This is a genomic window from Priestia sp. 10L35 (assembly GCF_056395685.1).
The window spans coordinates 553,633-580,413 of the sequence record NZ_JBFTKA010000001.1 but is presented as its reverse complement, the minus strand read 5'-3'; the positions used below and the strand labels follow the sequence as shown (position 1 = coordinate 580,413).

Sequence of the window (26,781 nt, the reverse complement as noted above, 5' to 3'; positions counted from 1 at the left end):
TATAGACTTCTAAAAATGTAAAAACATTTGATGAGCTTCTCTATCATTGTTGCCCTGTATTCGGTAGGACTATTCTTCATTTTCTATTTGTTCATTTAGTATGAAGCTAAAGATATGTTTTGCTCAATACACGGTGGTTATTAAGCATTATACTATACTGAAGGTTGTTTTAAGAAATTCTTTCTCTTCGCTTGCTGCGTATACGTTTTTTTACTCCTTGACTATCCTAGAAGTGCATTGATTTATGTATATGAATTGTATTTCCAAATGTGACAAGACGCCTTTTTATTCAGTATGAATTTATTTTCTCCTTACTCATAGGCATAAAGTCGATGCATAGCTTCGTATATTGATATATAGAAGAACTTGTACATTTGCCTAAAACTCCTCATTTCATTCATATCAAGATGACATGAGCTTAGAAAAGGAGATGAATCGTTCGTTGAATAAATCAATGGTGAAAACACTTCTGCTCGGGACGAGCGTAACGCTTCTCGCTATTGCGCTTATTGTATATCCAAAAGAAGCGCTAGAAGGTTCAGTAAGAGGTCTCAACACATGGTGGAAGGTCGTCTTTCCTTCTCTGCTGCCCTTTTTTATTGTTTCAGAAATGCTTATTGGGTTTGGCGTAGTGAAGTTCATTGGGATCTTATTAGAGCCGTTTATGAGGCCTTTATTCCGAGTACCTGGAGTAGGGGGTTTTGCTTTAGCAATGGGCATGGCTTCTGGGTTTCCTTCAGGAGCAAAAATCACTTCCCGGCTGCGTCAAGAAAAGCAGCTAACAGCTATAGAAGCTGAAAGACTCGTATCATTTACTAACTCATCTAACCCTATTTTTATTTTTGGAGCTGTGGCAGTTGGCTTTTTTCACAATCCAGCTGTCGGTATCATATTAGCTCTCTCTCATTACATAGGGAATATTTGTGTAGGACTGGTAATGCGTTTTTATGGATCAGCAAAACCGAAAGGACAAGTAACTCAAAAACCTTCTTTATCGTTAGCTTTTCATGAAATGCATAAAACGCGTTTAAAAGATAAGCGTCCTATCGGGAAGCTTCTAGGAGATGCGGTTACTTCTGCTGTTCAATCTCTCTTAATGATTGGCGGTTTTATCATTTTATTTTCTGTATTAAACAAACTTTTATATGTTACTCATATTACGGCCGTTTTAAGCAGCGGTCTAGCTTATTTATTTTCCCTTTGTCATATAGGGACTGAACTGAGCCTTCCTTTTATTTCAGGGCTTTTTGAAATCACGCTAGGAAGCCGTCTAGCAAGTGAAGCGCCAGACACGCTGCTGTTTCATCAAATTATCATCGTTAGCTTTGTATTAGGCTTCAGCGGTTTCTCCGTTCAAGCACAAGTGGCTAGTATACTCGCCGAAACAGATATTCGATTTTTCCCGTTTTTTATTGCACGCATTTTTCACGGCTGTTTTGCGGTAGTATTCACTATTTTTCTATGGGGTCCTCTTCGAGAATCCATTACTACTTTTCAAGCATCTGAAGGAGCACTGCCGGTTTCTTCTCACTTGGAGTCCGTTACGATTCTATCGCAGTGGCTAAACGTGTACGGTCCGCTCTTAACGATTTTTACGCTGTGCTGCTATATTTATATATATTCAAAACGAACGTTTCTTCATCGTTCCCAGTAAAAAAAGAACGCGACGTTTTCTTATCGGCAAAGAAAACGTCACGTTCTTTTTATCTTATTTTTGAGACAGCTGTTCAAATTTTTCCGCAAGCGCTTCTCTAACAGGGGGAGGAACTAATTCAGAAATATTCCCGCCATATTTAGCTACTTCTTTTACAATACTAGAACTTAAAAACGAGTATTGATTATTTGTCATCATAAATAACGTTTCGATTTCTTTATCTAATACGCGATTTACAGATGTGATTTGCATTTCGTACTCAAAATCCGATACTGCACGTAAACCTCTTAAAATGGTCTTTGCCTGCTTTTCTTTTGCATATTCCATTAATAATCCACTATACGACTCTACTACCACATTAGGAAGTGATTTTGTTACTTCTTTCAGCAAAGCTACTCGCTCTTCCCCTGTAAATAAAGGACTTTTTGAAGAGTTATTTAAAACAACCACATAAATCGTATCAAATACATTTGCGCCTCGTTTAATAATATCAAAATGTCCATTTGTAACTGGATCAAAGCTTCCTGGACAAACAGCTATACTGCCCATACGTATCCCCTTTCTACATCTAACAGCTCATTGATTTAGTCAACTGATTCTTCTTTTTTGTATGTATAAATAGAAACACCAATGATACCGTACGTTTCGCTTTTTATTTTTTCAAATAAACCAATCTCATCATCTAACTGTACATCATGAGAATGCTCCGCTACAATAATTCCTGTTTTTGCTAGAAGATTTTCTTCACTTACCGTTTCGATAAGCGCTTTCAACTTTTGTGCTTTATACGGTGGATCAAGCAAAAGTAAATCGACCGTCAGCTCCCTTTTCTTTATCGCTTTCAGTGCACGTTCTGCATCATTTCGATACACTTCAGCGCGGTCTTCTAACCGGCAAGATGCTAAGTTTGCTTTAATCGTCTGAATCGCTTTGCCATCCCGATCCACAAAAATGACTTTATCTATTCCTCGGCTTAGAGCTTCAATTCCCAAGCCACCGCTTCCACCGAACAAATCAAGAGCTGTTCCACCTTCAAAAAACGGTCCAATCATATTAAAAATAGCTTCTTTCACCTTATCTGTTGTAGGGCGGGTTGAGTATCCTGGAACCGCCTTTAACGCATGGCCTTTATATAAACCTGCTACTACTCTCATCCTTATCACTACCTTACTTTTACTTCCTTATTCTTCATTATCCTAACATATTTTGAATTACAAAGACTAGCAAAAATCCTCAATTTATTCAATGCTGTATACATTCTATGCAGTAACCAGCAGCTTGCTTTTATGCTGGACTTTTACGGCCGTGTCCTTAGATACACTGATTCTTTTCTAAAAGATACACCTATGAAGATCATTCGGCATTTCGTTCATAGAAGAATTCCTTTACTTTAATATGTCATAACAAACGTAAATTTACCCTTTTTCTCTGTTATGTTATCAGTCTTTTATGTATTAAAAAGTGAATTTCACAAGACAGGTATATGAACGTTTAAAACGGACATACTGACTAGTAACAACATCATCTAACCGATGTTGTTGCCAACCGCGGAGAAGACTTACGTTTCCCCATAAGTTCTTCCTCCGGTTTCTCCTCTCCCTTTGCCTTCATCAAGGTGCTTGTAATCGCAGAGGTGATTACACCCCTTTATTGAAGGGCCCTACAATGAGTAGTTGTAGGGATTTTTTTATTTACTCTTAAAATATTCAGTGATACATTAAACTACGTGAGTTTGCTTTTTTAATACATAAAGGGGGAAATACATATGATTCAGCGTTTTATTGAGCTCGGAGAAGGGTATTCAGATATTTATGAGCTGTTAGAGATTGTCAAAAGCAACAAACACCGTCTTGCTCATCTTATTATGCTGCGAACAGTAAAAGAAGATCGACAAGTAGCTTCTTTTGTCGCTGTCTTGCATCCAACAGCTGAAGGGAATTTCCAACCGCTTTACGTTTGCCGAGAAGGAATTGTTTTAAAACAAAACGACAGCAAGCGCGTTGAGTTATTTAAACGAGCTGCTGAGGAAGCGGGAAAAGAAATTGTGGTACTCGATGTCAAACCATCTACTACATTTCCAGAAACAGCACTCTACTATCAGCACCTTATTGGCATTTTGCGAATGAACCGCTTTATTCCGCCAATGCAATAATCTCATCCCTGCCTATTCGTTTACTAAGGGCAAGTAAAATAAAAAAAAGGAATGTAAATAACATTCCTTTTTTGTTTAAATTCCTATCTTATAGTCATATTCCTTCGCCTTATCCGGCTTTGAATTTTCGAATTCTGTTTTTAAAAACGGCCGATAAGAAGGATCTACTTTCTTCACAAAAGGTAGAGACTGAAGTTTATGGATTGTTTTTTCAATGCCATCTTGGTTGCAATATAAGACAACATACTTTAATTCTTTAGATACGTAATGTACATTTCCGTACTTTCGCAATGCTTTTGCTTGCTTAACAGAATGCACATACGCCACAATTCCTTGACGTTCAACAAACATATTTAGTTCCCCTTTTGCATACGTTATATTGGTTTTCTTTATCATAAATTCTTTTATATGAAGTAGGTGCTTTATGTATGAATTTAGATGATATCTGGATGCTCTTTCTTACTCATTTTAACGAGCAGAGAGCTATTGAACAAGTCATTTTCAAAAAAATCACAAATATACCCTTTTTGTATATAAACACATCAATTAAGCGTAGAAAAATAGATGAGCTTCTAGAAGCTTCATCTATTTTTGCTACATCCAATACAAATGCTACGTGGCGCTCAACTTTTGTCAGAAGTCAGCATCTTACTTATATTTATCAGCATAGGTTTTACGTTCCACAGCGTAAAATGGCCTGCTGCGGAAATTCCTGTGCTGATTGCGTTCGATTTATACAGTGAACGGCTTATGCGCTGCACCCACAGCTTCCACCAGATCCGCAGCCACCGCCGCAGCTGCTTCCCGTATCAAAAAACGGATTTCCCGTTGGTACTTTCACATGCTCTGAAACAGCTTGACCAAGGATAACGCTAATTTCATCAAGCAGCTTTTGTAATTCACTTTCTGCTTTTTTGAACGCAGCGATTGTCGCGTGTAAATCAACTTGACGCTTTACATCACGTACTTGTCTCGTAATGGTTTTATAATCAGGATGATATTTTCCAAATCGCTGAACATCCTCATACTGTTCCTTTATTTTCACAAATTCAGCAATTAATGCCTGTGCATGTGAATCTTTATTTAATCTATATAAACATTGACGATAGTTCTCGGCTACGTCTGATTGTAGCACCATGTTCGCTACGTGATCAGACTCATCGAGTAATTCAACAGTTCTCATTGTTGTCAGCATGGCTGTGCACCTCCGTTTTTATCTTATCACGTTTTGGATCTAAAGAAAAAGAACTTGCTAAAACAGCTTACACTGATTTACTACAAGTTCTACTTTTTAACTATATAATTTCAACCGTAAAGGTATTCCTCACTTGATAACTTTCTTCTTTAGATTTCATCAGTTCAATCGTAACAGTATGAGATCCTTTTGGAAGATCACTTAAAACAAAGGCTGCTTGCTTCATTTCTTTAAATGGTTTTCCATCTACTGTAATTTGCAGGAATCCACTCTCTGTTGAAAATGAAAACCCGCTTAGAATACATTCGACGTATACATTCTGTCCTTTCACATGCTGGTGTACCATCAGTGAAGGTTTTGTATTCATTGCACCAAACGTTTCAGCTGCCCGCGGCTGAGAGGAAATTTTAGTTTCAGGTTTTGGTTTATCATGGTTGCATCCTAGCAGAGAAACTACACATAAGGCCGTCGTTAATAGTAAGCGCATAATACCATTCCTTTATCATTCGTTTCTCCATAGTGTTTACAAACTCTTTGTTTTTACTCATGACGTGCAAAAATCTCTGCATCGCTATGTATGCAGAGATCATTGATTTTTCATGGACTGAAACATATGAAACATCATGTTTGCCATTTGAATCGAATTCGAAAACTTTTCGACTTTATGAGGAATCGTTTGTTTGTAGTAGTGCTTGGATTCTAATTCAAATTTCTCCAGTTCTTCAGGATTTCTAGATAAACGCCGGTACCACATTGGCTGTTCACGAACAAAGTCGTTGAGTTTAGGACGAGACTGCATATACTCGTATATATCTTTTCTCATTGCGTTTAATCTTTCCTAAAGCCAAATGGATTCCCTGGCCCGGAAGCTGCTCCTCCACCGGATGGCTTAGATGGTTGAAATTGCTGCAGTACTTGTTGAATATTCGAAATAGCTGAATTTACATTTGTGATATGATTTTGCATTTGATTCAAGTCCATGTTTTTCAGCGAGGATACAATTGTACCCATAATATCTTTTTTCTCCTCTGTTGCAGCAGCTGGTTCAGCCTTTGCACTTTCTTCTGAACGATATGCCTCCCACATTGGATCTTCTGCACCGAATAAATACCAATCTTCATAAAGCTCTTTCCACGTTTTTTGCTGCTTTCGAACCTGTTCTACTAATTTTGGATGTGATTTTACAAATTGTTTAAATTCCACAACGGACGGATGAAGCTCTCGTTTGGTTTCCTTCACAGTCACTCACCTCATACTTAAATATAGCCTACTATATCTTAGAAAAAGAGAGCTCGTTTCGTGCACCTATTTCAAAAAAATTTTTATAGCTGTTTTTTTGAAGAAGCACGAACTGTGAACCAGTATGTAATGAAAATAGATAAAATGCTTAGCCAAAATGTAAAATAACCAATTTCAGACATATACGCATTGAGCATGCTGTATCTTGGCATCATAGAAAAAACGTAATCAATGATATCATTATGTATGGCCCATACAGCGGCAACAGCTAAATGCCATAATTTAATCCGGTAAAACGGCACGTATAAAAGCCCTTGAAAAGCCATTGCTGCATGAGAAGCCATTAACATAAGCATCATCCAATCAATGTATCCTGTTAACACATAGACCAATACATTCATTACGACGGCCCAAATCCCGTATTTAAACAGCGTGATCATGGCCAAAGCTTCAAACAGTGAAAAATGCTTTCCAAGTAAAAGACCGATAAGTACAATAACAAAAAACAAGCTTGCCGTTGGACTATCAGGCACAAATAATAAAAACTTCTTAGGTGTTTCCGCTAATTGACTACCGTACCAAATATATCCATATATTGTTCCTAGTATATTCACAATCAGCAAAAGCGTTAAAAAACGCTTATCTTTTAAGGTATACCATAACCAAGCCATTTAGAAAGTCTCCTTTACATTTAATCTCTTCTTTATTATGTACAGTTTTTGAACAATAGCAAGCACCTATCTCCTTGATGTGAAACACTACATTAAATAAATTCAAAAAAACCAGCCCTTTGGCTGGTTTTCACTATTCTTTTCCTAAGTTGCCGACAAACTCCGAGAGCGTTTTCAATTCTTTATCTGAACCTTTGAAAACACCTTTTGGCATATTGCCTCTACCATTTTTTGCAATATTGGCGATTTCTTCAGGAGATAAATCAATTCCTGTTAAAGCCGGAGCCGCAGGGCCTCCCTGTAAGTTATCACCATGACAGGTCAAGCACGTTTGCTCTTGCATGATTTTGTAGCCTTCTGAATTTTTGTCAATCGCTACTTCTTCTCTAATTTTCCCTTGCTCTTCACGCGCTTTCCAATCCACCTGTGTCGCTGACTGCCACGTTAGGAAATAGACTGCTGCTATAGCCAAAAGCATGAATCCTGTTGCAAACGGCCTCTTAGCTGGTCTTCTTTCTGGTCCTCGATCAATGAACGGAGCAAGCATTAATGCGCCAAATGCAATCCCTGGAATAATAAATGCACCTATAATATTATATGGACCAGAAGCAAATGAATATTTAAGCAACTGATATAGGAACAAAAAATACCAGTCAGGAAGAGGCAAGTACCCCGTATCAGTCGGATCGGCAATACGTTCAAGAGGAGATGGATGAGCGATGGTTAAACATAGATAACCGATTAAAAAAACTGCCCCTACCATCCATTCTTTTAGTAAAAAGTTTGGCCAGAATGCTTCTGTTTTCCCTGGAAATTCAGAGTAATCTTTTGGAATATTGGGTTTTCGTTCTGCAGGAACACGTGAATCTCCAACAAACTTCATCCCTTTACCACGATGCATGTTCTCCCTCCTTTTTCTCACTGTTCTAGTGAAAGTACTAACAACGGAGTATGTGCTTGATGCATATGATGACTAGTATGATTGAATACTTGAATAAAGCGTATAAAATTTTATAGTGGTCCTGAAATTCCTTGTTTACGAATCATTAAGAAGTGGGCACCCATTAAGCCAAGTAGGGCTCCGGGTAAAAAGAATACGTGAATGGCGAAAAAGCGAGTTAGTGTTTGAGCACCAACGATGTCTGGATGTCCTGAGAGTAATGTCTTCACTTGCTGGCCTATAATTGGTGTGGATTCAGCAATTTGCAAACCTACTTTCGTTGCAAAGAGCGCTTTCATATCCCACGGCAACAAATAACCTGTAAAACCTAAACCTAACATAACAAAGAAAATTAACACACCCACAATCCAGTTTAACTCGCGGGGTTTTTTGTATGCTCCTTGGAAGAAAACACGAAGTGTATGTAAAAACATCATGACGATAACCAAACTTGCTCCCCAGTGATGCATACCTCGAACAATTTGTCCGAAAGCGACTTCATTTTGCAGATAATAAACGGATTCCCATGCATTTTTTATATCTGGTACATAATACATGGTTAAAAACATGCCTGATAAAATTTGAATAACGGTAACAAAAAACGTTAATCCACCAAAACAATACACAAATGCTGAAAAGTGATGTGCAGGATTTACGTGCTCTGGCACTTCATGATCGGCCACATCTCGCCATAAAGGAGTAATATCTAGCCGTTCATCCACCCAGTCATAGATTTTATTCAACATTTTCTATGCCCCTCCTTGTGGTTTGGCTTTTCCTAGATATAACGTACCGCCTTTTACTTTTTGAACGTATACATCTAACGGTCCCATCGGTGGTGTCCCCGGTACATTTTTACCGCTTTTTTCATACATTCCCCCATGACAAGGACAGTAGAAACGGTGTGGATAGTTTTTGTCACCAGCCCAGTTAACCGTACAGCCTAAATGCTTACAAATTGGTGACAGCGCGACGATTTCACCTTTATCAGTTTTGTACACCCAAGCCGATCTTGGCTCTTCTGATTTATGCCACGCATCCACTTGCTTGATTTTAAAATCGACACGTTTCGGCTCTTTTGTAATGTCTTTAACCTGCGCCACAGCTACTAAATCCTGACCCGCTTCTTTTTCTAAAATTGGATCTACTGCAAAGCGCACCATTGGCATTAACATTCCAGCAGCCATGAATCCCCCTACACCAGTGAGCGTATAGTTTAAAAACTGTCGTCTTGATACCCGATCACCCATGCTTTTCCCCCCTTTAAAAAAGTTCAGTCCAGAGAATTTTGGACACATGATGGACCATTCTATTAAACTAGGACATAATCATGATATATTAATATTTCTGGAAGGTCAATACAATAAAAACCTAAAACATGGAAATAACCTTTATTTTTCTAAATTTTTTGTCATTATTTTGTTTGCGCTTCCATTGCTTATTCTACAGTCTTTTTAAACACTCCATTTCTCTACAAAAATCGGTAAGAGCTGTTGAACTTGTTCATGTATGAGCGTATACTTATGCGACTCATCTATATGCTCAAGCGGTAAAGCAGGTATCCAAATGCAGTACGCCCCTATTTCTTTTTCAAACTGCAGCCAGTCTCGGTCGCTAGTAAGCACAAAAAGATGTTTGACTTCATTGTCATTTATATGCTCATTCCAACGAAGTAATGTTTCATAAACAGCAGCTACTCCATCTTTTTTTAAGTATGTAAAACTAGGTGTTAAAATCACTCTTCCTTTAAATTGCCTCTCTAACTCTTCAGTAAGAGCAGTCGTATATTCACTCATAGATGCAGTAAGCTTTAAATCTTCTCCGAAATCAATCGGAATGAGTGGAACCAATACAGTATCAACATAACTTTTGGATTGTAAGTACACATCCATTTCCTTGGCCTGAAGCTTCAACTTCCTTCTCCTCTCAGCAAGCCCGCTAAAGCTTGTCTTATTTATTTTCCAAAATGAATAAGGAGATAAAAAAAGAGATTGACCTTTTTCTAAGAAGCTAGCCAATCCCTCAGTTATCTACTGTACATAATGGTTATTTAAATATTCGCTTAAGCGCTGAAATTCCTCTTTATCGTTTTCATCTAATGCTTTATCAATTAGTTCCATGATTTTTGATCGCTGAAACTTCTGAATAGATTCTTCCAATATTTGCTCAGCTAATACTCTGTCTTTTTCATTTGTTTGATTAGCTTTTGGCATATACGGATTGTCTTCCAGTACAGCCACATATTGAGGCGATGAATACAACGATCGGAAGTTTAATTGAATATAAATGTCTTCTTCTCGATTCAAACGAATATCATGAAATGATTTTTCTGCATCGGTTGTCATGATATTTTCTTTATAAAAACGAAATGGAGGGTCTTCCACACAGTGCGTAGACATCACCATCCCGCGAGGACAAAACTGTGCTTGCTCAACGAAGTGAACTCGTTTCATCAATTGATCATGGCTCATCAAATAATTTAAAATCCATACACATTCTCTTCGCTTCAGCTGATAATTCGTTAAAAACCAGCGAACAAATTCTTTTTTCTCGTTGACAGTAACAGGGGTCGTCATATTCTCACTTCCCTCCTCTGTGTTTAAACTCTCAGTTAAAACACCTTTTACAGTTATTTATTCCACACGGCAGCAATAAAATCCTCTGAACTATTATTTATTCTTCTAATTGAAATAATATGTCTTGAATTTCATCTACTGTTGGATCCATTGCTAATAAGGCTTGGAAAATCCCCTTCGCTTTCGAGCGCTGTCCTTCTTCTAATAAGAAGTAGCCATACTCTTCTAAAAACGCATACTCTTCTTTAAAAACAGTGTATGCAGATTCGTAGTATTTTAGCGCTTCTTCATAATTTTCTAATTCTTGGTGAGCTTTTGCTAAATCCCATTCAAAATGAGGGTCATGCTCATTATATTCTTTGGCGTGCTCTATATTCTCTACTACATCTTCATATCTCTCTTGACTCATATAAAGTTTAGAGAGAGTTAAAATGGCTTCAATATACCCTGGATCTAGTGCAATCGCTTGTTGAAATGCCGATTCAGCGTCTTCTTCTAGACCGCGCTTTAATGCTATCTTCCCTTTAAAAAAGTAAAGTTCTTTTTGAAATTCATCCTGCGCAATACCTTCGTTAACAGCCACCGCAGCCTCTTCTAGCATCTCTTCATGTTCATATGATTTTGCTAAATATAAATAAAGAGAATGGTACTCACGGTCTAGCTCTTTTAGTTCTGTGAACTTTTCAATAGCGGTCTGATAATGACCTGCTTGATACGCTGAAATCGCATATTCAAATAGTGTGTTAATCTCAAGCTTATCTTTTAGCGCTTGATCAAAGTAAGGAAGCGCTTCTTCAAACTGGCCGATACCTGCTAAACTTTCAGCTAATCGCTGACGAAGATCCGTGCCGTTAAATTCTTTTTCTGTTTTTAGCAGCGTTTGATAAAAAGGAATCGCCTTTTGATAAATTCCTTGACTGCTGTAAAATTCACCGAGCCCAAAATCTATAACCGGCTCATTTGGAAGCATTTTTTTCGCTTCCATTAACTTTTGCTCACTTACTTCACTAAGGCCTTGCATTTGATATAAGTCAGCTACAAGAAGCAGAGCTGGCACGTAGTTATCATCTTCGCTGCTAATTTGATTTAAAATATGAATCGCTTCTTCTTCTTCTTCTAAATCGATAAGCATTTCAGCTTTTAATAAATACAGCTCGCCTTCTTCTGGGTATTTAGCGATGAGCTCGTCTATTAAAGGCAGCGCATCATTTACTAGTCCCCACTCTTGAAGCTGTTCAGCCATTAAAAATTTTTCTTCGTCTGTAGCTTTATCTTTCAATTCATGAATAAGGGCAAGACCTTTTTCAATTTCATTGGATTCTACGTAACCTATCGCGCGGTCTAGTTCTTTCACACACAATTCTCCTTTATTATTACATTCACTTTTTATATACAAATAAAACGAATTAATTTTCTATTTTTTCCAAACCGAAGCAAGAACACATGCTTCTATACACCATGATAAAATAGTTTGAGCGTTTGTTCAACAAATCAATTTGAATACGCTTACATTTTTTGAATAAAAATCCGAACGAGTTTGATTCTCTATCAAGAATATCAATTCATCGTTCGGATTTTCCTTCAACCAAAATGCGCTTGTTCCAGCCTCTTTCTTATTCGCTTAGTTTATCAAGATCTTCAAAGAAAGTAGGATAGGAGACGTGAATAGCTTCACTTCTCATTAGTGTTACCTCTCCCGTTGCAATGGCTGCTGCGACCGCAAGCATCATTCCAATTCGATGATCTCCATAGCTGTCGACTTCACCGCTTTTTAGAGCCGTCTTGCCTTCAATGATGAGGCCATCAGCTGTTGGAATAACAGAGGCACCTAGCTTGCTTAACTCCGTTGCAACCGTATCGATACGGTTCGTTTCTTTTACTTTTAATTCTTCGGCATCTTTAATAACTGTTTTCCCATTCGCCTGAGTCGCCAAAAGAGCGATCACTGGAATTTCATCAATTAAACGAGGAATTAAATCCCCCCCAATTTCAATCCCTTTCAACTGAGACGTTTCAATCGTCAAATCGCCAATAGGCTCTCCATTTTGAATACGTTCATTAGAAATTGTAAGGCGTGCACCCATTTGCTGAAGCACATCAATAATACCTGTTCTTGTAGGATTGAGTCCGACGTTTTTCAAAACGATTCGGCTGTTTGGAACAATGGCTCCTGCAACAAGAATGAACGCAGCTGAAGAAATGTCACCAGGTACGTATACATCCGTTCCGCGCAGAGATTGTCCTCCTTCAATGCTTACAGTCGTTCCATCTACCTCTACGTCTACTCCAAAGGCGCGAAGCATACGCTCTGTATGGTCCCGTGATGTAAAAGGCTCGGTTACTTTTGTTGTGCCTTCCGCATGAAGTCCCGCAAGTAAAATCGCTGATTTTACTTGTGCACTTGCTACAGGAGAATGGTAATGAATTGCTTTTAAAGCTCCTCCTCGAGTGGATAAAGGCGTATATTGGCCGTGCTCACGCCCATCAATCTTTGCACCCATAGAGCGCAGGGGCACCGTAACGCGACTCATAGGACGCTTGGCAATCGACTCATCTCCAATTAGAGACGTATGAAATGGCACACCTGCAAGAATCCCAAGCATTAAACGAGTAGTCGTTCCTGAATTTCCTACATCTAAGATGGAAGCAGGTTCACTTAACCCTTCGATACCTTTACCTTCCACTTCGACATACTCGTCTTCTCTTTTAATCGATACGCCCATCTTTTCAAAACACGAAATCGTACTTAAGCAATCTTCCCCCGCTAAAAAATGATTAATCGTTGTTTTCCCTTCTGCCATCGCTCCGAACATCACAGCTCTGTGAGAAATCGATTTATCTCCAGGAATAGAAATTTCTCCTTGGAGAGATGAAAGATTAGTTTTTAATTGTTTTCCACTCATTTCATTCACACCTTTCGTACATTAAGAAATAAACGTCTGATATTGATGCTGATGGAGACACGCTCTTGCCCGCTTTCTATCTTCCTCTGTTTGAAAGCTCAAACGTAATACTCCGTATATGTCTTCTCGTGTTTCTAAAATTCGAATGTTTGTAATACTGATTTCATCTTCTGCTAAATAACCCGTTACTTCTGAAATAATCCCCGGATAGTCAGGAACATCCACATAGAGATCATAAAAGGATGGAATCGCTCCTTTGGTTCGTACAGGAAGCTGATCTCTAAATTGTTTTGCTTGTGAAAAATATGTATAGATATCGTTCGCGTCTTTTCGTTCGATCATATTTCGCACGTCGTTCATTTCTTCAAGCCAGTGGTCAAACATTGAAAGAAGCGCATCCTGATTATGAAGCAAGATATCTCTCCACATCGCTGGACTGCTTGAAGCAATACGTGTAATATCACGAAACCCTCCAGCTGCAAGCTGCGAAACTAGCTGGTTGTCTTGTTGGTAATATTCTGCTTGATGAACAAGGCTTGCAGCAATAATATGAGGAAAATGGCTGATGACACCCGCTAATTTATCATGTTCTTTTGGTGACATCACAATAATTTTAGCTTTTGTACCACTTAGCAATTCCTTTAAACTGCCTAAAGCCTCCGAAGAAGTAGAAGATGAAGGTGTTAATACATACATTGCATTTTCAAACAAATGAGCTTTAGAAGCAGCTACTCCGCTTTTATGAGACCCCGCCATTGGGTGACCGCCGATAAACTCAATACCTTTAGCAATAAGAGCTTCCGCTGTTTTCACGACCTCTTCTTTTGTACTTCCTACGTCTGTGACGATAACAGACTGTTTAAGCGTAAAATGTTCTAACTGTTTTAGCACTTCCGCTGCTTGAGTGACCGGAATGGCAATAACAATATAATCCGCTTGCTCCGCGCCTTGTTGTAAAGAAGAAGCCGCTTGGTCAATTACACCTAGGGTTTTGGCAAGCTCCAGCTGCTCTTGATTAATGTCAAAACCTATTACATCAAGATGATGATGCGTCTTTTTTATATTAAGTGCCAGCGATCCTCCAATTAACCCCAAACCTATAACAAAAACATTTTCTTTCACTTTCCTTCACCTCATTGTACATATGAAGATGAGAGTGTGAAATCACACTCTCATCTTTTACTATATTAGGTATTAAGCTTTCGCTGCTGCTTGGTTAACAAACTGCTGAAGCAATTCAATAATTTGTTCATTTTGTTCTTTTGTTCCCACTGTAATACGAACGGAAGTTGGGAAGCCTAATGCATTCCCTGAACGAACAATAAATCCGCGTTGCAATAAAAATTGAAACACTTCATCGCCTTGACGACCAAAATCGATTAGAACAAAATTAGTGAAAGACGGATAATAGTTTAAGCCATTCTTATCACAGAAAGCATAGTATTGCTGCAAACCTTCTTCATTTTTCTTTTTACACTCTTCAATGAACGCTTGGTCTTCAAGAGCAACAATTGCTGCTTTTTGAGCCATGCGGCTTGTATTAAAAGGTTCACGAGCCGGCTCAATTTTTTGTAGCAATGATTCGTTTGCAATACCGTAACCAATGCGCAAAGAAGCTAAGCCGTATGCTTTTGAAAATGTGCGAAGTACAATTAAGTTTTCGTATTCATTCAAAAACTCTACCGTATCCGGATAGTCGGCTTGATCTGCTGCATACTCAAAATAGGCTTCATCCATAACGATTAATGTATGCTTAGGAACTTGTTTCATAAAAGAAATTAACTCATCGCCCTTCACATACGTTCCCGTTGGGTTATTAGGACTGCATACCCACACAATTGTCGTATTTTCATCAATTGCACGAAGCATAGCATCTAAATCATGATCTCCGCCGCGCAGCGGTACTTCACGAATTTCTGCACCTTCAATTACGGCATTGTGCTTATATTGAGGAAATGACGGCGTCGGCATGACAGTATTTGTATCAGCCGATAGCAAAGCTCGGCAAATAATTTGAATGACTTCATCAGACCCATTTCCAAAAATCAGCTGATCTTGCTCTACGCCTACGTGCTTTGCTACTGCTGCACGCAGTTCAGCTGCATAGCCGTCTGGATAAAGCGCCATATTTTCGATTTCTGCAGCAATCGCCTCTTTTACTAAAGCAGAACTGCCGTAAGGATTTTCATTAGATGCTAATTTTACAACGCGATCTAAATTAAATTCACGCTTTACTTCTTCAATTGGCTTACCTGGTTTATATGGAGATAAAGTTAGTAATTGTTCTTTTACCTTCAACGTGTTACACCTCGCATTTTTGTATAGGCGAAACGATGGATGCAACATACTCCTCAATTTGATTTAATCCGTCCCGGCGTGTATCCTTATTTAAAAGAACTTGTTCAAGCTGGCCAATTTTATTAACAATTGCACTTCCAATTACAATGCCGTCGCTATGTTCCTTTAACACCTCTACTTGTTCACTTGTTGAAATCCCAAAACCGACGGCAACCGGTATAGAAGCTGCTGCTTTCACATCTTCTAAAAAGGTGCCAATATCAGCTGGCAACGTAGAGCGAACCCCAGTAACGCCTAAAGACGACACGCAGTATAAGAAGCCTGTTGCATCTGCAGCGATTTTTTGGATACGCTCTTTAGATGTAGGAGCAACCATTGAAATGTACGCAACTTCATTTTCAGCGGCAAGCTCTCGGATACGGCCACTCTCTTCGTACGGTAAATCCGGAATTAGCACTCCATCTATTTCATTTTCTCGCATTAACGCGAAAAAGGATTCTAAACCTAATTGTAACACAGGATTAAAATAGGTAAAGAGAATTACCGGTATTTTCACACCTTTTTTTCTCATCACCGATACAAGCTTAATGGCTTTTGAAATAGACATGCCGCCAGATAAAGCTCTTTTAGATGCCTCTTGAATAATTGGACCATCTGCTAAAGGGTCAGAATATGGTACGCCCAGTTCTAAAATAGAAGCACCTTGCTTTTGCAAAGACAAAGCAATTTCCACCGTTGCATCTTCATGAGGATCTCCTGCTGTAATAAATGGAATAAACAATGTTTCATGTTTAGGTAGTCTCGCTTCAAAAGTATTCATGTTCTTCTTCCTTCCCTTCTAGCAAGTTTACTAATGTATGAACGTCCTTATCTCCTCGACCTGACAAGCAAATTAAAATGGTTTCTTCTTTCGTCATGCTTTTAGCCAGTTCAAATGCTTTTGCCAGCGCATGGGCGGACTCAATAGCCGGGATGATTCCCTCTGTTTTCGCCAGCAGCTGAAGAGCTTCGATTGACTCATCATCCGTTACACTTTCATATTCTACTCGTCCAATAGATGAAAGGTGAGAATGCTCTGGACCGATACCTGGATAATCCAAACCTGCTGAAATAGAATAAGGCTCTGTAATCTGACCATTTTCATCTTGAAGTAAATACGTGAGCGTTCCGTGAATAACACCTTTTGTGCCTTTAGCCATTTTAGCAGCATGGAGGGCTGTATTTAGTCCTTTCCCTCCTGCTTCTACGCCGATCAAGCGTACATTTTCTTCTTTAATAAAATCATAAAACATTCCGATTGCATTACTGCCGCCTCCGACGCATGCCACGACAGCATTCGGAAGTTTGCCTTCTACCGCTGTAAACTGTTCTTTTGCTTCTTCTCCAATAATTTTTTGGAAATCTCGAACCATTTTAGGATAAGGGTGCGGTCCAATAGCCGAACCAATTAAGTAAAAATGATCTTCACAATGTTGAACCCAGTAGCGAATCGCTTCATTTGTTGCATCTTTTAGCGTTTTTGTTCCAGAAGTTGCAGGAATGACTTCCGCTCCTAGAAGCTTCATGCGAAAGACGTTCAATGCCTGACGTTCAATATCTTCTTCTCCCATGAATACTTTACATTCCATTCCGAACTTTGCAGCTACTGTAGCTGTGGCTACCCCATGCTGACCCGCTCCTGTTTCAGCAATAATTTTTGTTTTTCCCATACGTTTAGCAAGTAAAATCTGTCCAATGGCATTATTGATTTTGTGAGCACCCGTATGATTTAAGTCTTCACGTTTTAAATAAATTTTTGCCCCGCCGAGCGTTTCGGTAATATTATCAGCATATGTTAAAGCCGTTGGTCGCCCAGAGTAGTTAACAAGTAAGGATAGATACTCATCTTTAAATGCCGGATCTTTCATTGCTTGATTCAAAGCTGCTTCTACTTCTTCAAGTGGCTTCATTAATGTTTCAGGTACGTATTTTCCGCCAAATTCACCAAAGCGGCCAAATTCATCAGGATGATTGTATGTCATAGTATGATCTTCCTTTCAATCTCTATAATTTTTGTATAGTCCTTCGTTCCATTTGTTTCAATACCTCCAGAAATATCAATCGCCCCAGGCTTGTAGGGTAACAAGTTCTCAATGTTACAAGCATTGATTCCTCCAGCAATAAAGCATTTTTTACCTAACCTTTGGGCAGCTGATTCATACTGAGGAACGAAACTCCAATCAAAAGCGACGCCCGTTCCTCCAAATTGTTCTTTAACCTTGCTATCAATTACATACCCGTCAGCCTCTTCATATACATGCATTTGCTGCACCGTTTCTTTATTGTGAGGGAGCGCTTTCCACACTTCATATCCACGCTGCTTTAACCGACGTACGTCCGCAGCTGTTTCTTGCCCGTGGCACTGAATTACATCTAAATTTGTTACGGAGGCAATTTCAATTATTTGATCTACCGGTGTATTAACAAATACCCCTACTAGCGAGACTTGTTTTTTTATTTCATCCGTTACAAACTCATTTACTCGTTCAGGCTTTACATATCGTTTACTTCTAGGATAGAAAATAAAGCCAATGTGAGTAGCAGCCGACTTTTCGATTAAAGCTATATCTTGTTTTGATCGAATACCACAGTACTTAATGAGCATATTCACTTTCCCCAAACAGCTTTTCAATCGCTTTGGTTTGATTATCCTGCCTCATAAGCGATTCCCCTACTAAAATAGCTTTTGCTCCCGCTTCTTTTACGTAGGAAACATCATCGTATAAGTAAATTCCGCTTTCACTCACTAACAGCTGATTTTTCGGAACATGCTTGGCGATTTCTTTGGTCTGCTGCACGCTGGTTTCAAACGTGTGAAGATTTCGATTATTAATGCCAATAATCTTCGGGGTAAATACAGCTAGCAGCTTTTCAAGCGTTTCTAGAGAATGCACTTCTACTAAACAATCTAACTCTTTTTCAGCAGCTTGAAGATAAAGCTCTTGCAATTTTAATGGTTCAAGTGCTTCTCCAATGAGTAAAATAGCGTCAGCACCGATTCTTGCACTTTCTTCCACTTGAATGGAATCAATGATGAAATCCTTGCGAAGCACAGGGATAGAGACATGCTGTTTAATGTCACTTAAAAACGTTCGATTCCCTTGAAAATAGTGCTGATCTGTTAACACAGACAAAGCATCTGCTTTCCCTTTCTCGTAGGCTTTAGCAATTTCCACAGGCTGAAAATTCTCTTTTATTAATCCTTTGGAAGGAGAAGCTTTTTTCACTTCTGCAATAAGAGCCAGCTCTCGATTCGGATTTGATAAAGCGTCTAAAAATGATCGTTTTGCAACATTTTGCTGTTCGGGTAACTGTAGGTTTTGAATTTCTTCTTTTTTTGTTTCAATAATTTTATTGAGCATGTTCAACCACCTTTTTCGATTTCAATCGTTGTAATTGTGTGTATGCAGCACCTGATTCAATTGTTTCTAAAGCTACAGCTACTCCTTCTTCAAAAGTAGAAACATTTCCGCTAACGTAAATAGCTGCAGCAGAGTTTAATACGACTGCGTTTTTAGCAGTTACATTGCTTTTATTTAAAAATAGCGATTCAATAAGCTCGGCACTCGATTTCGCATCTTCTACCACTAAGTCTTCAAGCTTCCCTCTCTGTAAGTGTACATCCTCTGGTGCAAGCGTATATTCTGTAATGACATTGCCCTGTACTTCTACAACATCCGTTACATCCGTGGCACTGATTTCATCTAAACCGTCTCTGCCCGCAACCAGAAGGACGTGGTTAGCTCCCAGTACAACAAGCGCTTCTGCTAATTTTCGTGCAAGCTCAATGGAATAAACGCCAATTACTTGCTTTGTGCAGTTAGTAGGGTTTGCTAATGGACCTAATGCATTAAAAACCGTTCTAAATCCTAATTCCTTTCGAGTAGCAGCAACATGTTTCATAGCAGGGTGATAAAGCGGCGCAAATAAAAAGGACATATTGAGGTCAGCCACCGCATTTTTCACTTCTTTTTCATTTCCTTGAATCCATATATCCAGATGTTCTAACACGTCGGCACTTCCGCTTTTAGAAGATACAGCTCGGTTCCCATGTTTCGCAACCTTTACTCCCGCAGCAGATGCCACAATCGCACTAGCCGTTGAGATATTAAACGTAGAGGCCCCGTCTCCTCCGGTACCGCATGTATCTACTACGTTTAATTCTTCTAGAGAAATAGCATTCATATTATTTTTCATACCTCGGACAAAACCAACAATTTCATCGACGGTTTCTCCTCGATACGTTAAGATGGTTAGCACGCTAGCAATTTGAGCTGCCGGGACTTTACCGTTCATAATATCATTCATAATTTTTTCTGCTTCTTCCGCTGAAAGTGACTCACCGCGCAAACACTTTTTTAACAATTCTTTAAACATATACATCCTCCTTTTTATCGTAGATGTCTTGGGCTAATTGAATTGTTTTGATTAAAGCGCTAGCTTTATTGCGGGTTTCTTTCCACTCAAGCTCCGGTTTTGAGTCAGCAACCACTCCTGCTCCAGCCTGGATATAAGCGGTCTGGTCTTTCAAAAGAATGGTCCGAATCGCAATGCACGAATCAATGTTTCCATCAAATCCGAGATATGCTACGGTTCCTGCATATACATTTCGCGCAACTGGTTCAATTTCATTTAAGATTTGCATCGCTCGCACTTTTGGAGCGCCAGATACGGTACCCGCTGGAAATGCAGAAAGCAGCGCATCAATGGGATGTACTTTTTCGTCAAGGCGCCCTGTCACTTTAGAAATCAAGTGCATGACGTGCGAAAAGTTAACCTGCTGCATTAATACTGGTGTTTGGACACTTCCATACTGTGCAACTCGGCCGATGTCATTTCTTGCTAAGTCCACGAGCATATAGTGTTCTGCCCGCTCTTTTTCATCGTTAATTAAGTCTTCGTATAAGCGCGCATCTTCTTCTGCATCCCTGCCACGTCTTCTCGTTCCTGCAATCGGATGAATTTCTAAATGGCCGTTTTCAATTTGAATCAACCGCTCAGGAGAACTTCCAATTAGCTCCACGCCTTTTACTTTCACGTAAAATAAATAAGGAGACGGATTAACTAATCGCAATACTCTGTAAATATCAAATCCAGCTACGGTCGTATCAATTTGAAATCTCTGCGACAATACGGCTTGAAAAACATCTCCGCTTTTAATGTATTCCTTAATTTTTTCCACATCTTGCACAAATTTATCTTTTTGGTATGACGATGTTACGCCTTCAAAGCTAACTTCGCGCTGCTCGCTTTCAAACATCATTGGCTTTTCTTTCACCGTCTGCGCTATTCTTTCAACATATCTATTGATCTCTGCTAAAGCTTCACCGTATTTTTCTTTTTTCTGCTGCTCTTTGTCTTGCTCATTAAGCTGAATGTAGTGAATCACCATAAGCTCTTTTGTTTGATGATTGTAAGCAAGCATCGTTTGACAATAGATAAAGTGAAAAGTAGGCATGTTCAAATCATTTTGGGCATGTACGTTCACTTTTTCAATTTGCGATACTGCGTCGTAGCTGATAAACCCTACTGCTCCTCCTTTAAAAGGAAGTGCAAGGTCTGGCACTTTCACTTTCAGCTCTTGCTGAATTTTACAAAACACCTCTTTAAAGCTATCTCCTTGCAGCATAGGCTGAAGCTGCTTATTTTTTGCTAGATAGGTTCCTTTTTCTTCCTCAACATACAAAAATGGATTTAAGCCAATAAAAGAATAATTGGACCATGGTGATGATTCATCATTACTTTCAAGCAAATATACGGCTTCATCTTTTACTTGTTGAAAAAGATCAACAGGTGTCATGCTATCGATAAATATTTTTTTTATAATTGGAATGGTTAAATACTCTGTAGAGTCTTCTAAAAAAGAAGTATACGTGTTCGTCATATCTTTCAATCCTCCATTTCATGGAGAATGAGAATAGATGAGGTTATATAAAAGAGGATATAATAAATAAACCCAAAGACACATCAAAAATGGGCCTTTGGGTATACGAATGGTAAAATTCACTCAACTAAACTCTGCTCAACTGTCTCATTCTCGTCTACCCTAATCTCAACTAAACTGTCTATTGTTTTCTCATAACTAAAATCTCTAAACTAACTTGTTACCAATTGTAGTACGTTTCAAATCCATTTGTCAACTACTATCTACTTGGCTTTAGACGAAACTAAGCTTTAAGCTCTTCATTCAGCAGTTTAAGAATCACTTCATCTTCTACTTGTTGAACAAAAGGTTTGCCTATGCCTTCAAGCAGTACCATGTGAACATTGCTTGATTTAGACTTCTTGTCCGCTTTCATTCTTACGAGCAGTTTTTCAGCTGAAAGATGGTTTGGGACAGACGTCTTGTAGCCAAATTTTTCAAACCATTTCGCAATGTCGTCCACAGAGAACTGACTTTTTTCAAGAACATTGCTGACTTTCATAGCAAACAGCATACCAATCGCTACGCCTTCTCCGTGACTGATTTGTCCATAGCCGCACTCCGCTTCGATCGCATGCCCTAGCGTATGTCCAAAGTTCAGGTGAGCGCGAACGCCAGCTTCTGTCTCATCTTCTTTTACAACAGATGCTTTGACTAAAATACCGTTTTGAATAGCATAAATTAATTTTTCATCTTGTAAATCAGTCAGCGATTGTATATTTTGCTGAAGCCATTTATAAAATGCTTCATCGTGAATAAAAGCGTGTTTAATCACTTCTGCAAAACCGGAACGCCATTCTCTTTCGGGAAGCGTTTTAAGAAGATCAATATCATAAACAACCGCTTCAGGCTGATAAAAAGCACCAATCATATTTTTTCCAAGCTCATGATTAATGGCTACTTTACCGCCTACAGCACTATCGTGAGCAAGAAGCGTCGTTGGCACTTGAATAAAAGAAATTCCTCTCATATAAGTAGCGGCTACAAATCCAGCTAAATCGCCTACTACTCCTCCCCCAAAAGCAATAACGAGCGCATTGCGGTCAAGCTGCTGTTCGAGCGCAAATGTCTGACAATCGTAGTAATGTTGAAATGACTTTGCATGTTCACCGCTTGGCACTACGTATTTAGCCACTTTAAATTTTGTCTCAATCGCTTTTACAGCCGCTTCTCCATAATATGAATCTACAGCTGAATCGGTGATGATTAGCACGGACGACAGATTAGGTTTTACACTCTCGATAATAGAAGGCAGCTTTTCAATTAATCCATTTCCTAAATAAAGAGGGTATGTTTTGGATAAAGTTTGAATATCAATTTGCAACATTAAAACTCCCTCGCATGTGCACGCATTTTCTCAATATTTTCAGCAATTAAATCAATTCGGTCTTGTCCAAACTGTTCGATTAGCGCATCAGCCAATTCCCAAGCTACAACGGCTTCTGCTACAACGCTTGCCGCCGGCACAGCGCAGCTGTCTGAACGTTCGATGCTTGCCTCGAAGGCTTCTTTTGTTTCAATATCAACACTTTTTAACGGCTTGTAAAGCGTTGGAATAGGCTTCATTACTCCGCGTACTACAATTGGCATACCTGTTGTCATGCCGCCTTCAAAGCCGCCTAAGTTGTTTGTTTTACGGGTATACCCGTTCTTTTCATCCCATAGAATTTCGTCATGAACTTCGCTTCCTGGTCTGCGAGCCGCTTCAAATCCAATCCCAAACTCAACGCCTTTAAATGCATTAATGCTCATAACAGCTGCAGCAATCTTCGCATCTAATTTACGATCGTAATGAACATAGCTGCCTACTCCTGCTGGCACGCCTTCAATAATAACTTCTACTACGCCTCCGATAGAATCGCCATTTTTCTTAGCATCATCGATTGCTTGCATCATGTCCTTCTCAACAGCTGAGTCAAAACATCTTACTGGAGAAGCTTCAGTGACTTCTTGCAGTTCCTCTAAGCTTTTGTATTGAGGCGGATTTGCCTGTACGCCGCCAATTTCTAATACATGTCCAGCTACAGAAATCCCGAACTGAGCAAGGATTTGACGAGCGACTGCACCTGCTGCTACCCTTACAGTTGTTTCGCGAGCTGAAGAACGTTCTAATACATTTCTCATATCGCGATGACCATATTTAATAGCGCCGTTTAAATCGGCATGCCCTGGTCTTGGTCTTGAGATTTTGCGCTTTACTTCTTCTGATTCTTCTTCAGAAATTGGCTCGATGCCCATAATTTTTGTCCAGTGTTTCCAGTCGTTATTTTCTACCGCTAACGTAATAGGAGATCCTAGCGTATAGCCGTGGCGGACACCGCTTAAAATTTCCGCTTTATCTTTTTCAATTTGCATACGTCTTCCGCGACCATGACCTTTTTGTCTTCGCGCTAAATCTGTATTGATGTCTTCGGCTGTTAAAGGAAGCCCTGCCGGAACACCCTCTAAAATAGTAGTCAATTGTGGACCATGTGATTCTCCTGCTGTTAAATATCGCATAATCGTACCTCCGCTTAATATGTATTATTCGTCAGAATTTTTCCATTTTTAAATATGACTATACCATACTATAACATAAGAATGTACAAAAAGTTTCACCTCAGCTTTTAAGAAACCGCTTCAGGTTGTCTCAATTAAATGGTCTTTACTTTTCTGTAAAAAAACGTATCAGCCGTTTCAAATCCATACTTTTGCGGAGTAAAAACCTGTTCTGTGCTACCTACAAATAAGATGCCGCCAGGTGCTAAAGCTCTGCTAAATTTTTCATATAAAGCATGCTTTGCTTCATCTGTAAAATAAATAAGCACATTTCGACAAACAATCAAGTCAACGTTTTTTGGAAAAGAGTCTGACAGTAAGTTATGTTTCTGAAAAACAACTGTTTTTTTGATTTTTTCATCTAATAAGTACCCGGTTCCTCTTTGTTGAAAGTACTTATTTTTCATCGAAACAGGCATCTCCTGAAGTGAACGTTCATCATAAAAGCCTATTTTTGCTTTTTCTATCACTTTTTCATCCAAATCAGTCGCTAATATAGAAATACGCGAAAGAGGAAAAAATGTTGATAAAACCATCGCTAGTGTATATGGCTCTTCCCCTGTTGAACAGGCAGCGCTCCACACTTTCAGGTCTGTTTTTCCTTTTACAAGAGCCGGTAAAATTTTTTGCTCCAATATATCCCACCGCTGATAGTTACGATAAAACTCTGACACGTTAATCGTCATCCGATCTAAAAACTCCTCAAGCAGTTCGCTGTTACTGCTTATTGCTCGATAATATTCAAAAAAACTAGAAAAACCTTTTTTTTCATACAAGGAGGTGAGGCGGCGTTTCATTTGAGACTGCTTATATAGTGATAAATCAATGCCTGTTTTTATTTTTATTTTCTCCACAAACCCGTCGTATTCATCTATCATTTTTAACTCTCCTTTCTCATTTCTATACGTTTATGTTAGACGTATAAGGAAATAAAACCTTTATATACGCTTAGCTTCTTATTAATATATCGGAATACATTGTGAAAATGTTTATGTAGAGAGATATTCGCAATCAATAGCCTAGAACCTATGTATAAACACAATAAAAAAGACGAATGAAAATTCATTCGTCTCCTTGCGCTATCTAAATTAGTAAATCCAAGCGTCTGCGTCTTTTTTATAGAAAGTCAGCTCTTCACTTTCAAAGAATAAGCTGATTTCACGCTCCGCACTTTCTGGTGAATCTGAGCCGTGAATAATATTCTTATCGACAATCAGTCCATAATCACCTCGAATAGTTCCAGGAAGCGCTTCTTGAGGGTTAGTTTTCCCCACCATTTGACGTGATACTGAAATCACGTTTTCACCTTCCCATACCATAGCAAAAACTGGACCTGATGTGATAAATTTCACTAACTCACCGAAGAAAGGTTTCTCTTTATGTTCACCGTAGTGTGTTTCAGCTAATTCTTGCGAAATATGCATAAGCTTAGCTCCGACTAATTGAAAACCTTTTTTCTCAAAGCGAGAAATAACCTCACCAATAATGCTTCTTTGTACCCCGTCTGGTTTGACCATTAAAAACGTTTTTTGTATCATTTTACTCTCCACCCCTGAAGTTCATGATATGTAAACAAGTTTTGAAAGCGCAATCACACCTCATGAAGATATTAACATTGTTTCGAGCAGTTTACAACTTATGAAAGTAAATAAATCAAAATTTCCGTTTTCCAATGTACTTCGCAATTTGATGCAGCGTTTTTTTCGCCTTGTTTGGCGGCAGTTCTTCTAAAATGCTCATCGCTTTTTGCAGATAACGATCGCTCATCTCAAATGAACGTTCAATGGCGTTAGAAGATTTAATATCAGAAATAATTTCATTGATCAGCTCTTGCTCATATTCCCTCTCGAAAAGCTGTTCTACTTTATCTCGAAACTCAGCATTTTCAATGGCATACAAAACTGGCAGCGTAATATTTCCTTGCAGTAAGTCGCTGCCAACTGGTTTCCCAAGCTGTTCTTCTGATGAGATAAAATCTAAAATGTCATCGGTAATTTGAAATGACATTCCCACGTAATATCCAAACCAAAATAAACGTTTATGTATATCTTCAGGAGCTCCCGCTGCAATTGCGCCTAACTGACAGCTTGCAGCAATTAGCAGTGCCGTTTTACGTTTAATTCTACGCAGATACACGCGTAAGTTTTGGTTTAGGTTGTATTTGTCCTTAATCTGTTCAATTTCACCGAGCGTTAATTCCACCATCGTATTAGATAAAATTTTATGTGCTTCCACATCTTTAACCTCGCTCATAACTTCAAGCGCACGAGCAAAGATGTAATCCCCTGTATACATAGCAATACGATTGTCCCATTTTGCCTTAATTGTTGGTTTTCCGCGTCGCTTATCAGCGTCATCAATAACATCATCATGAACAAGAGACGCCATGTGAATCAGCTCAAGCGCTACTGCCACGTGTTTGATTTGGTCGATGTTGTAATGCCCAAATTTAGCTGCCAACAAAACAAATACAGGGCGAATTCGTTTCCCCCCTGCTTGTAAAAGGTGAAGAGAAGCATCTGTGATAAGTGTTTCATCGGTATGAACAGTTTGTTCAAGTTCTTTCTCAATAAGGGTAATATCCGTATTCAAAAAAGCGTACATCATTTTTAGTTTCATTGGACTCACCTTGCATTATATATTCATTCTTTAC

General features: G+C 38.9%; 31 protein-coding genes. 3 read left to right on the top strand and 28 right to left on the bottom strand.

The features are described 5' to 3' along the window. The first annotated feature begins 442 nt into the window (after positions 1 to 442). Positions 443 to 1,654 carry a sporulation integral membrane protein YlbJ gene (gene ylbJ / locus AC1DEF_RS03025; RefSeq protein ID WP_043976409.1) on the top strand — a complete coding sequence of 404 codons (1,212 nt, stop codon included), beginning with the start codon at positions 443 to 445 and terminating at the stop codon, positions 1,652 to 1,654. A 54-nt stretch (positions 1,655 to 1,708) separates the two neighbouring features. Here the strand turns inward: ylbJ and coaD are convergent, their stop codons facing one another. Next, positions 1,709 to 2,203: a pantetheine-phosphate adenylyltransferase gene (gene coaD, locus AC1DEF_RS03020; protein ID WP_013058982.1), complete on the bottom strand. Its 495-nt coding sequence runs from the start codon at positions 2,201 to 2,203 to the stop codon at positions 1,709 to 1,711. A gap of 35 nt (positions 2,204 to 2,238) precedes the next feature. Further along, a complete protein-coding gene (gene rsmD / locus AC1DEF_RS03015) occupies positions 2,239 to 2,808 on the bottom strand; it encodes a 16S rRNA (guanine(966)-N(2))-methyltransferase RsmD (protein ID WP_034649113.1) in 570 nt (189 codons plus the stop codon). A 611-nt stretch (positions 2,809 to 3,419) separates the two neighbouring features. Between rsmD and AC1DEF_RS03010 the strand changes: the two genes are divergently transcribed. Beyond that, positions 3,420 to 3,806 (top strand): DUF7147 family protein, encoded by a 387-nt coding sequence (locus AC1DEF_RS03010; RefSeq protein WP_013084871.1) that lies wholly within the window; start codon positions 3,420 to 3,422, stop codon positions 3,804 to 3,806. Between the two features lie 75 nt (positions 3,807 to 3,881). Here the strand turns inward: AC1DEF_RS03010 and AC1DEF_RS03005 are convergent, their stop codons facing one another. Continuing rightward, complete coding sequence (locus tag AC1DEF_RS03005) at positions 3,882 to 4,157, bottom strand: YlbG family protein (protein WP_013058985.1); 276 nt, start codon at positions 4,155 to 4,157, stop codon at positions 3,882 to 3,884. 77 nt (positions 4,158 to 4,234) lie between these two features. Here AC1DEF_RS03005 and AC1DEF_RS03000 point away from each other — a divergent pair, with 77 nt between their 5' ends. After that, the gene (locus AC1DEF_RS03000) at positions 4,235 to 4,549 is read left to right on the top strand and encodes a hypothetical protein (protein ID WP_318330946.1); all 315 of its coding nucleotides are present in this window, start codon (positions 4,235 to 4,237) and stop codon (positions 4,547 to 4,549) included. 5 nt (positions 4,550 to 4,554) lie between these two features. Here the strand turns inward: AC1DEF_RS03000 and AC1DEF_RS02995 are convergent, their stop codons facing one another. The 25 genes from AC1DEF_RS02995 to hepT all read right to left on the bottom strand — a co-directional run bounded on the left by AC1DEF_RS02995 (position 4,555) and on the right by hepT (position 26,747). Beyond that, complete coding sequence (locus tag AC1DEF_RS02995; RefSeq protein ID WP_016765457.1) at positions 4,555 to 5,001, bottom strand: YlbF/YmcA family competence regulator; 447 nt, start codon at positions 4,999 to 5,001, stop codon at positions 4,555 to 4,557. A gap of 100 nt (positions 5,002 to 5,101) precedes the next feature. Continuing rightward, positions 5,102 to 5,488 (bottom strand): carbohydrate-binding protein, encoded by a 387-nt coding sequence (locus AC1DEF_RS02990; protein ID WP_048019818.1) that lies wholly within the window; start codon positions 5,486 to 5,488, stop codon positions 5,102 to 5,104. 99 nt (positions 5,489 to 5,587) lie between these two features. Further along, the gene (locus AC1DEF_RS02985) at positions 5,588 to 5,824 is read right to left on the bottom strand and encodes a YlbE-like family protein (RefSeq protein ID WP_013058988.1); all 237 of its coding nucleotides are present in this window, start codon (positions 5,822 to 5,824) and stop codon (positions 5,588 to 5,590) included. A gap of 5 nt (positions 5,825 to 5,829) precedes the next feature. Next, a complete protein-coding gene (gene ylbD / locus AC1DEF_RS02980) occupies positions 5,830 to 6,240 on the bottom strand; it encodes a YlbD family protein (protein ID WP_013058989.1) in 411 nt (136 codons plus the stop codon). 83 nt (positions 6,241 to 6,323) lie between these two features. Beyond that, positions 6,324 to 6,911, bottom strand: coding sequence for a lipoprotein heptaprenylglyceryl N-acetyltransferase LhaT (gene lhaT, locus AC1DEF_RS02975; RefSeq protein WP_097824539.1), 588 nt, complete (start codon positions 6,909 to 6,911; stop codon positions 6,324 to 6,326). A gap of 133 nt (positions 6,912 to 7,044) precedes the next feature. Beyond that, positions 7,045 to 7,812, bottom strand: a complete 768-nt coding sequence (locus AC1DEF_RS02970) for a menaquinol-cytochrome c reductase cytochrome b/c subunit (protein WP_025750391.1) — start codon at positions 7,810 to 7,812, stop codon at positions 7,045 to 7,047. Between the two features lie 110 nt (positions 7,813 to 7,922). Next, on the bottom strand, positions 7,923 to 8,597 hold the full coding sequence (gene qcrB, locus AC1DEF_RS02965; RefSeq protein WP_013058992.1) for a menaquinol-cytochrome c reductase cytochrome b subunit: 675 nt from the start codon (positions 8,595 to 8,597) through the stop codon (positions 7,923 to 7,925). A 3-nt stretch (positions 8,598 to 8,600) separates the two neighbouring features. After that, entirely contained in the window at positions 8,601 to 9,101 is a 501-nt protein-coding gene (locus AC1DEF_RS02960) for a QcrA and Rieske domain-containing protein (protein ID WP_013058993.1), read from the bottom strand. 204 nt (positions 9,102 to 9,305) lie between these two features. After that, a complete protein-coding gene (locus tag AC1DEF_RS02955) occupies positions 9,306 to 9,743 on the bottom strand; it encodes a YpiF family protein (protein ID WP_051463741.1) in 438 nt (145 codons plus the stop codon). A 138-nt stretch (positions 9,744 to 9,881) separates the two neighbouring features. Then, positions 9,882 to 10,427, bottom strand: coding sequence for a ReoY family proteolytic degradation factor (locus tag AC1DEF_RS02950; RefSeq protein ID WP_013058996.1), 546 nt, complete (start codon positions 10,425 to 10,427; stop codon positions 9,882 to 9,884). 97 nt (positions 10,428 to 10,524) lie between these two features. Continuing rightward, a complete protein-coding gene (locus AC1DEF_RS02945) occupies positions 10,525 to 11,787 on the bottom strand; it encodes a tetratricopeptide repeat protein (RefSeq protein ID WP_272911060.1) in 1,263 nt (420 codons plus the stop codon). A 253-nt stretch (positions 11,788 to 12,040) separates the two neighbouring features. Next, on the bottom strand, positions 12,041 to 13,330 hold the full coding sequence (aroA, locus tag AC1DEF_RS02940; RefSeq protein WP_097824540.1) for a 3-phosphoshikimate 1-carboxyvinyltransferase: 1,290 nt from the start codon (positions 13,328 to 13,330) through the stop codon (positions 12,041 to 12,043). A gap of 21 nt (positions 13,331 to 13,351) precedes the next feature. Continuing rightward, positions 13,352 to 14,452 (bottom strand): prephenate dehydrogenase, encoded by a 1,101-nt coding sequence (locus AC1DEF_RS02935; RefSeq protein WP_043976398.1) that lies wholly within the window; start codon positions 14,450 to 14,452, stop codon positions 13,352 to 13,354. 72 nt (positions 14,453 to 14,524) lie between these two features. Further along, a complete protein-coding gene (hisC, locus tag AC1DEF_RS02930) occupies positions 14,525 to 15,628 on the bottom strand; it encodes a histidinol-phosphate transaminase (protein ID WP_025750397.1) in 1,104 nt (367 codons plus the stop codon). 4 nt (positions 15,629 to 15,632) lie between these two features. Beyond that, entirely contained in the window at positions 15,633 to 16,448 is an 816-nt protein-coding gene (gene trpA, locus AC1DEF_RS02925) for a tryptophan synthase subunit alpha (RefSeq protein ID WP_013084883.1), read from the bottom strand. Then, a complete protein-coding gene (gene trpB, locus AC1DEF_RS02920; RefSeq protein WP_097824541.1) occupies positions 16,435 to 17,649 on the bottom strand; it encodes a tryptophan synthase subunit beta in 1,215 nt (404 codons plus the stop codon). The genes trpA and trpB overlap by 14 nt, the downstream gene beginning before the upstream one ends. Further along, complete coding sequence (locus AC1DEF_RS02915; RefSeq protein ID WP_043976393.1) at positions 17,646 to 18,272, bottom strand: phosphoribosylanthranilate isomerase; 627 nt, start codon at positions 18,270 to 18,272, stop codon at positions 17,646 to 17,648. Before AC1DEF_RS02915 ends, trpB begins: the two co-directional genes overlap by 4 nt. Further along, positions 18,262 to 19,029: an indole-3-glycerol phosphate synthase TrpC gene (gene trpC / locus AC1DEF_RS02910; RefSeq protein WP_013084885.1), complete on the bottom strand. Its 768-nt coding sequence runs from the start codon at positions 19,027 to 19,029 to the stop codon at positions 18,262 to 18,264. Before trpC ends, AC1DEF_RS02915 begins: the two co-directional genes overlap by 11 nt. Then, positions 19,019 to 20,044, bottom strand: coding sequence for an anthranilate phosphoribosyltransferase (gene trpD, locus AC1DEF_RS02905; RefSeq protein WP_013059005.1), 1,026 nt, complete (start codon positions 20,042 to 20,044; stop codon positions 19,019 to 19,021). The genes trpC and trpD overlap by 11 nt, the downstream gene beginning before the upstream one ends. Continuing rightward, on the bottom strand, positions 20,037 to 21,551 hold the full coding sequence (trpE, locus tag AC1DEF_RS02900) for an anthranilate synthase component I (protein WP_043976388.1): 1,515 nt from the start codon (positions 21,549 to 21,551) through the stop codon (positions 20,037 to 20,039). Before trpE ends, trpD begins: the two co-directional genes overlap by 8 nt. Before the next feature lie 283 nt (positions 21,552 to 21,834). Continuing rightward, the gene (aroB, locus tag AC1DEF_RS02895; protein WP_043976386.1) at positions 21,835 to 22,917 is read right to left on the bottom strand and encodes a 3-dehydroquinate synthase; all 1,083 of its coding nucleotides are present in this window, start codon (positions 22,915 to 22,917) and stop codon (positions 21,835 to 21,837) included. Beyond that, positions 22,917 to 24,089: a chorismate synthase gene (gene aroC, locus AC1DEF_RS02890; protein WP_097824542.1), complete on the bottom strand. Its 1,173-nt coding sequence runs from the start codon at positions 24,087 to 24,089 to the stop codon at positions 22,917 to 22,919. Before aroC ends, aroB begins: the two co-directional genes overlap by 1 nt. 134 nt (positions 24,090 to 24,223) lie before the next feature. After that, positions 24,224 to 25,006 (bottom strand): CheR family methyltransferase, encoded by a 783-nt coding sequence (locus AC1DEF_RS02885; RefSeq protein WP_097824543.1) that lies wholly within the window; start codon positions 25,004 to 25,006, stop codon positions 24,224 to 24,226. Positions 25,007 to 25,216: 210 nt separating this feature from the next. Beyond that, positions 25,217 to 25,666, bottom strand: coding sequence for a nucleoside-diphosphate kinase (gene ndk, locus AC1DEF_RS02880; protein ID WP_013059010.1), 450 nt, complete (start codon positions 25,664 to 25,666; stop codon positions 25,217 to 25,219). Positions 25,667 to 25,781: 115 nt separating this feature from the next. Continuing rightward, positions 25,782 to 26,747, bottom strand: a complete 966-nt coding sequence (gene hepT / locus AC1DEF_RS02875) for a heptaprenyl diphosphate synthase component II (RefSeq protein ID WP_013084891.1) — start codon at positions 26,745 to 26,747, stop codon at positions 25,782 to 25,784. Positions 26,748 to 26,781: the final 34 nt, after the last annotated feature.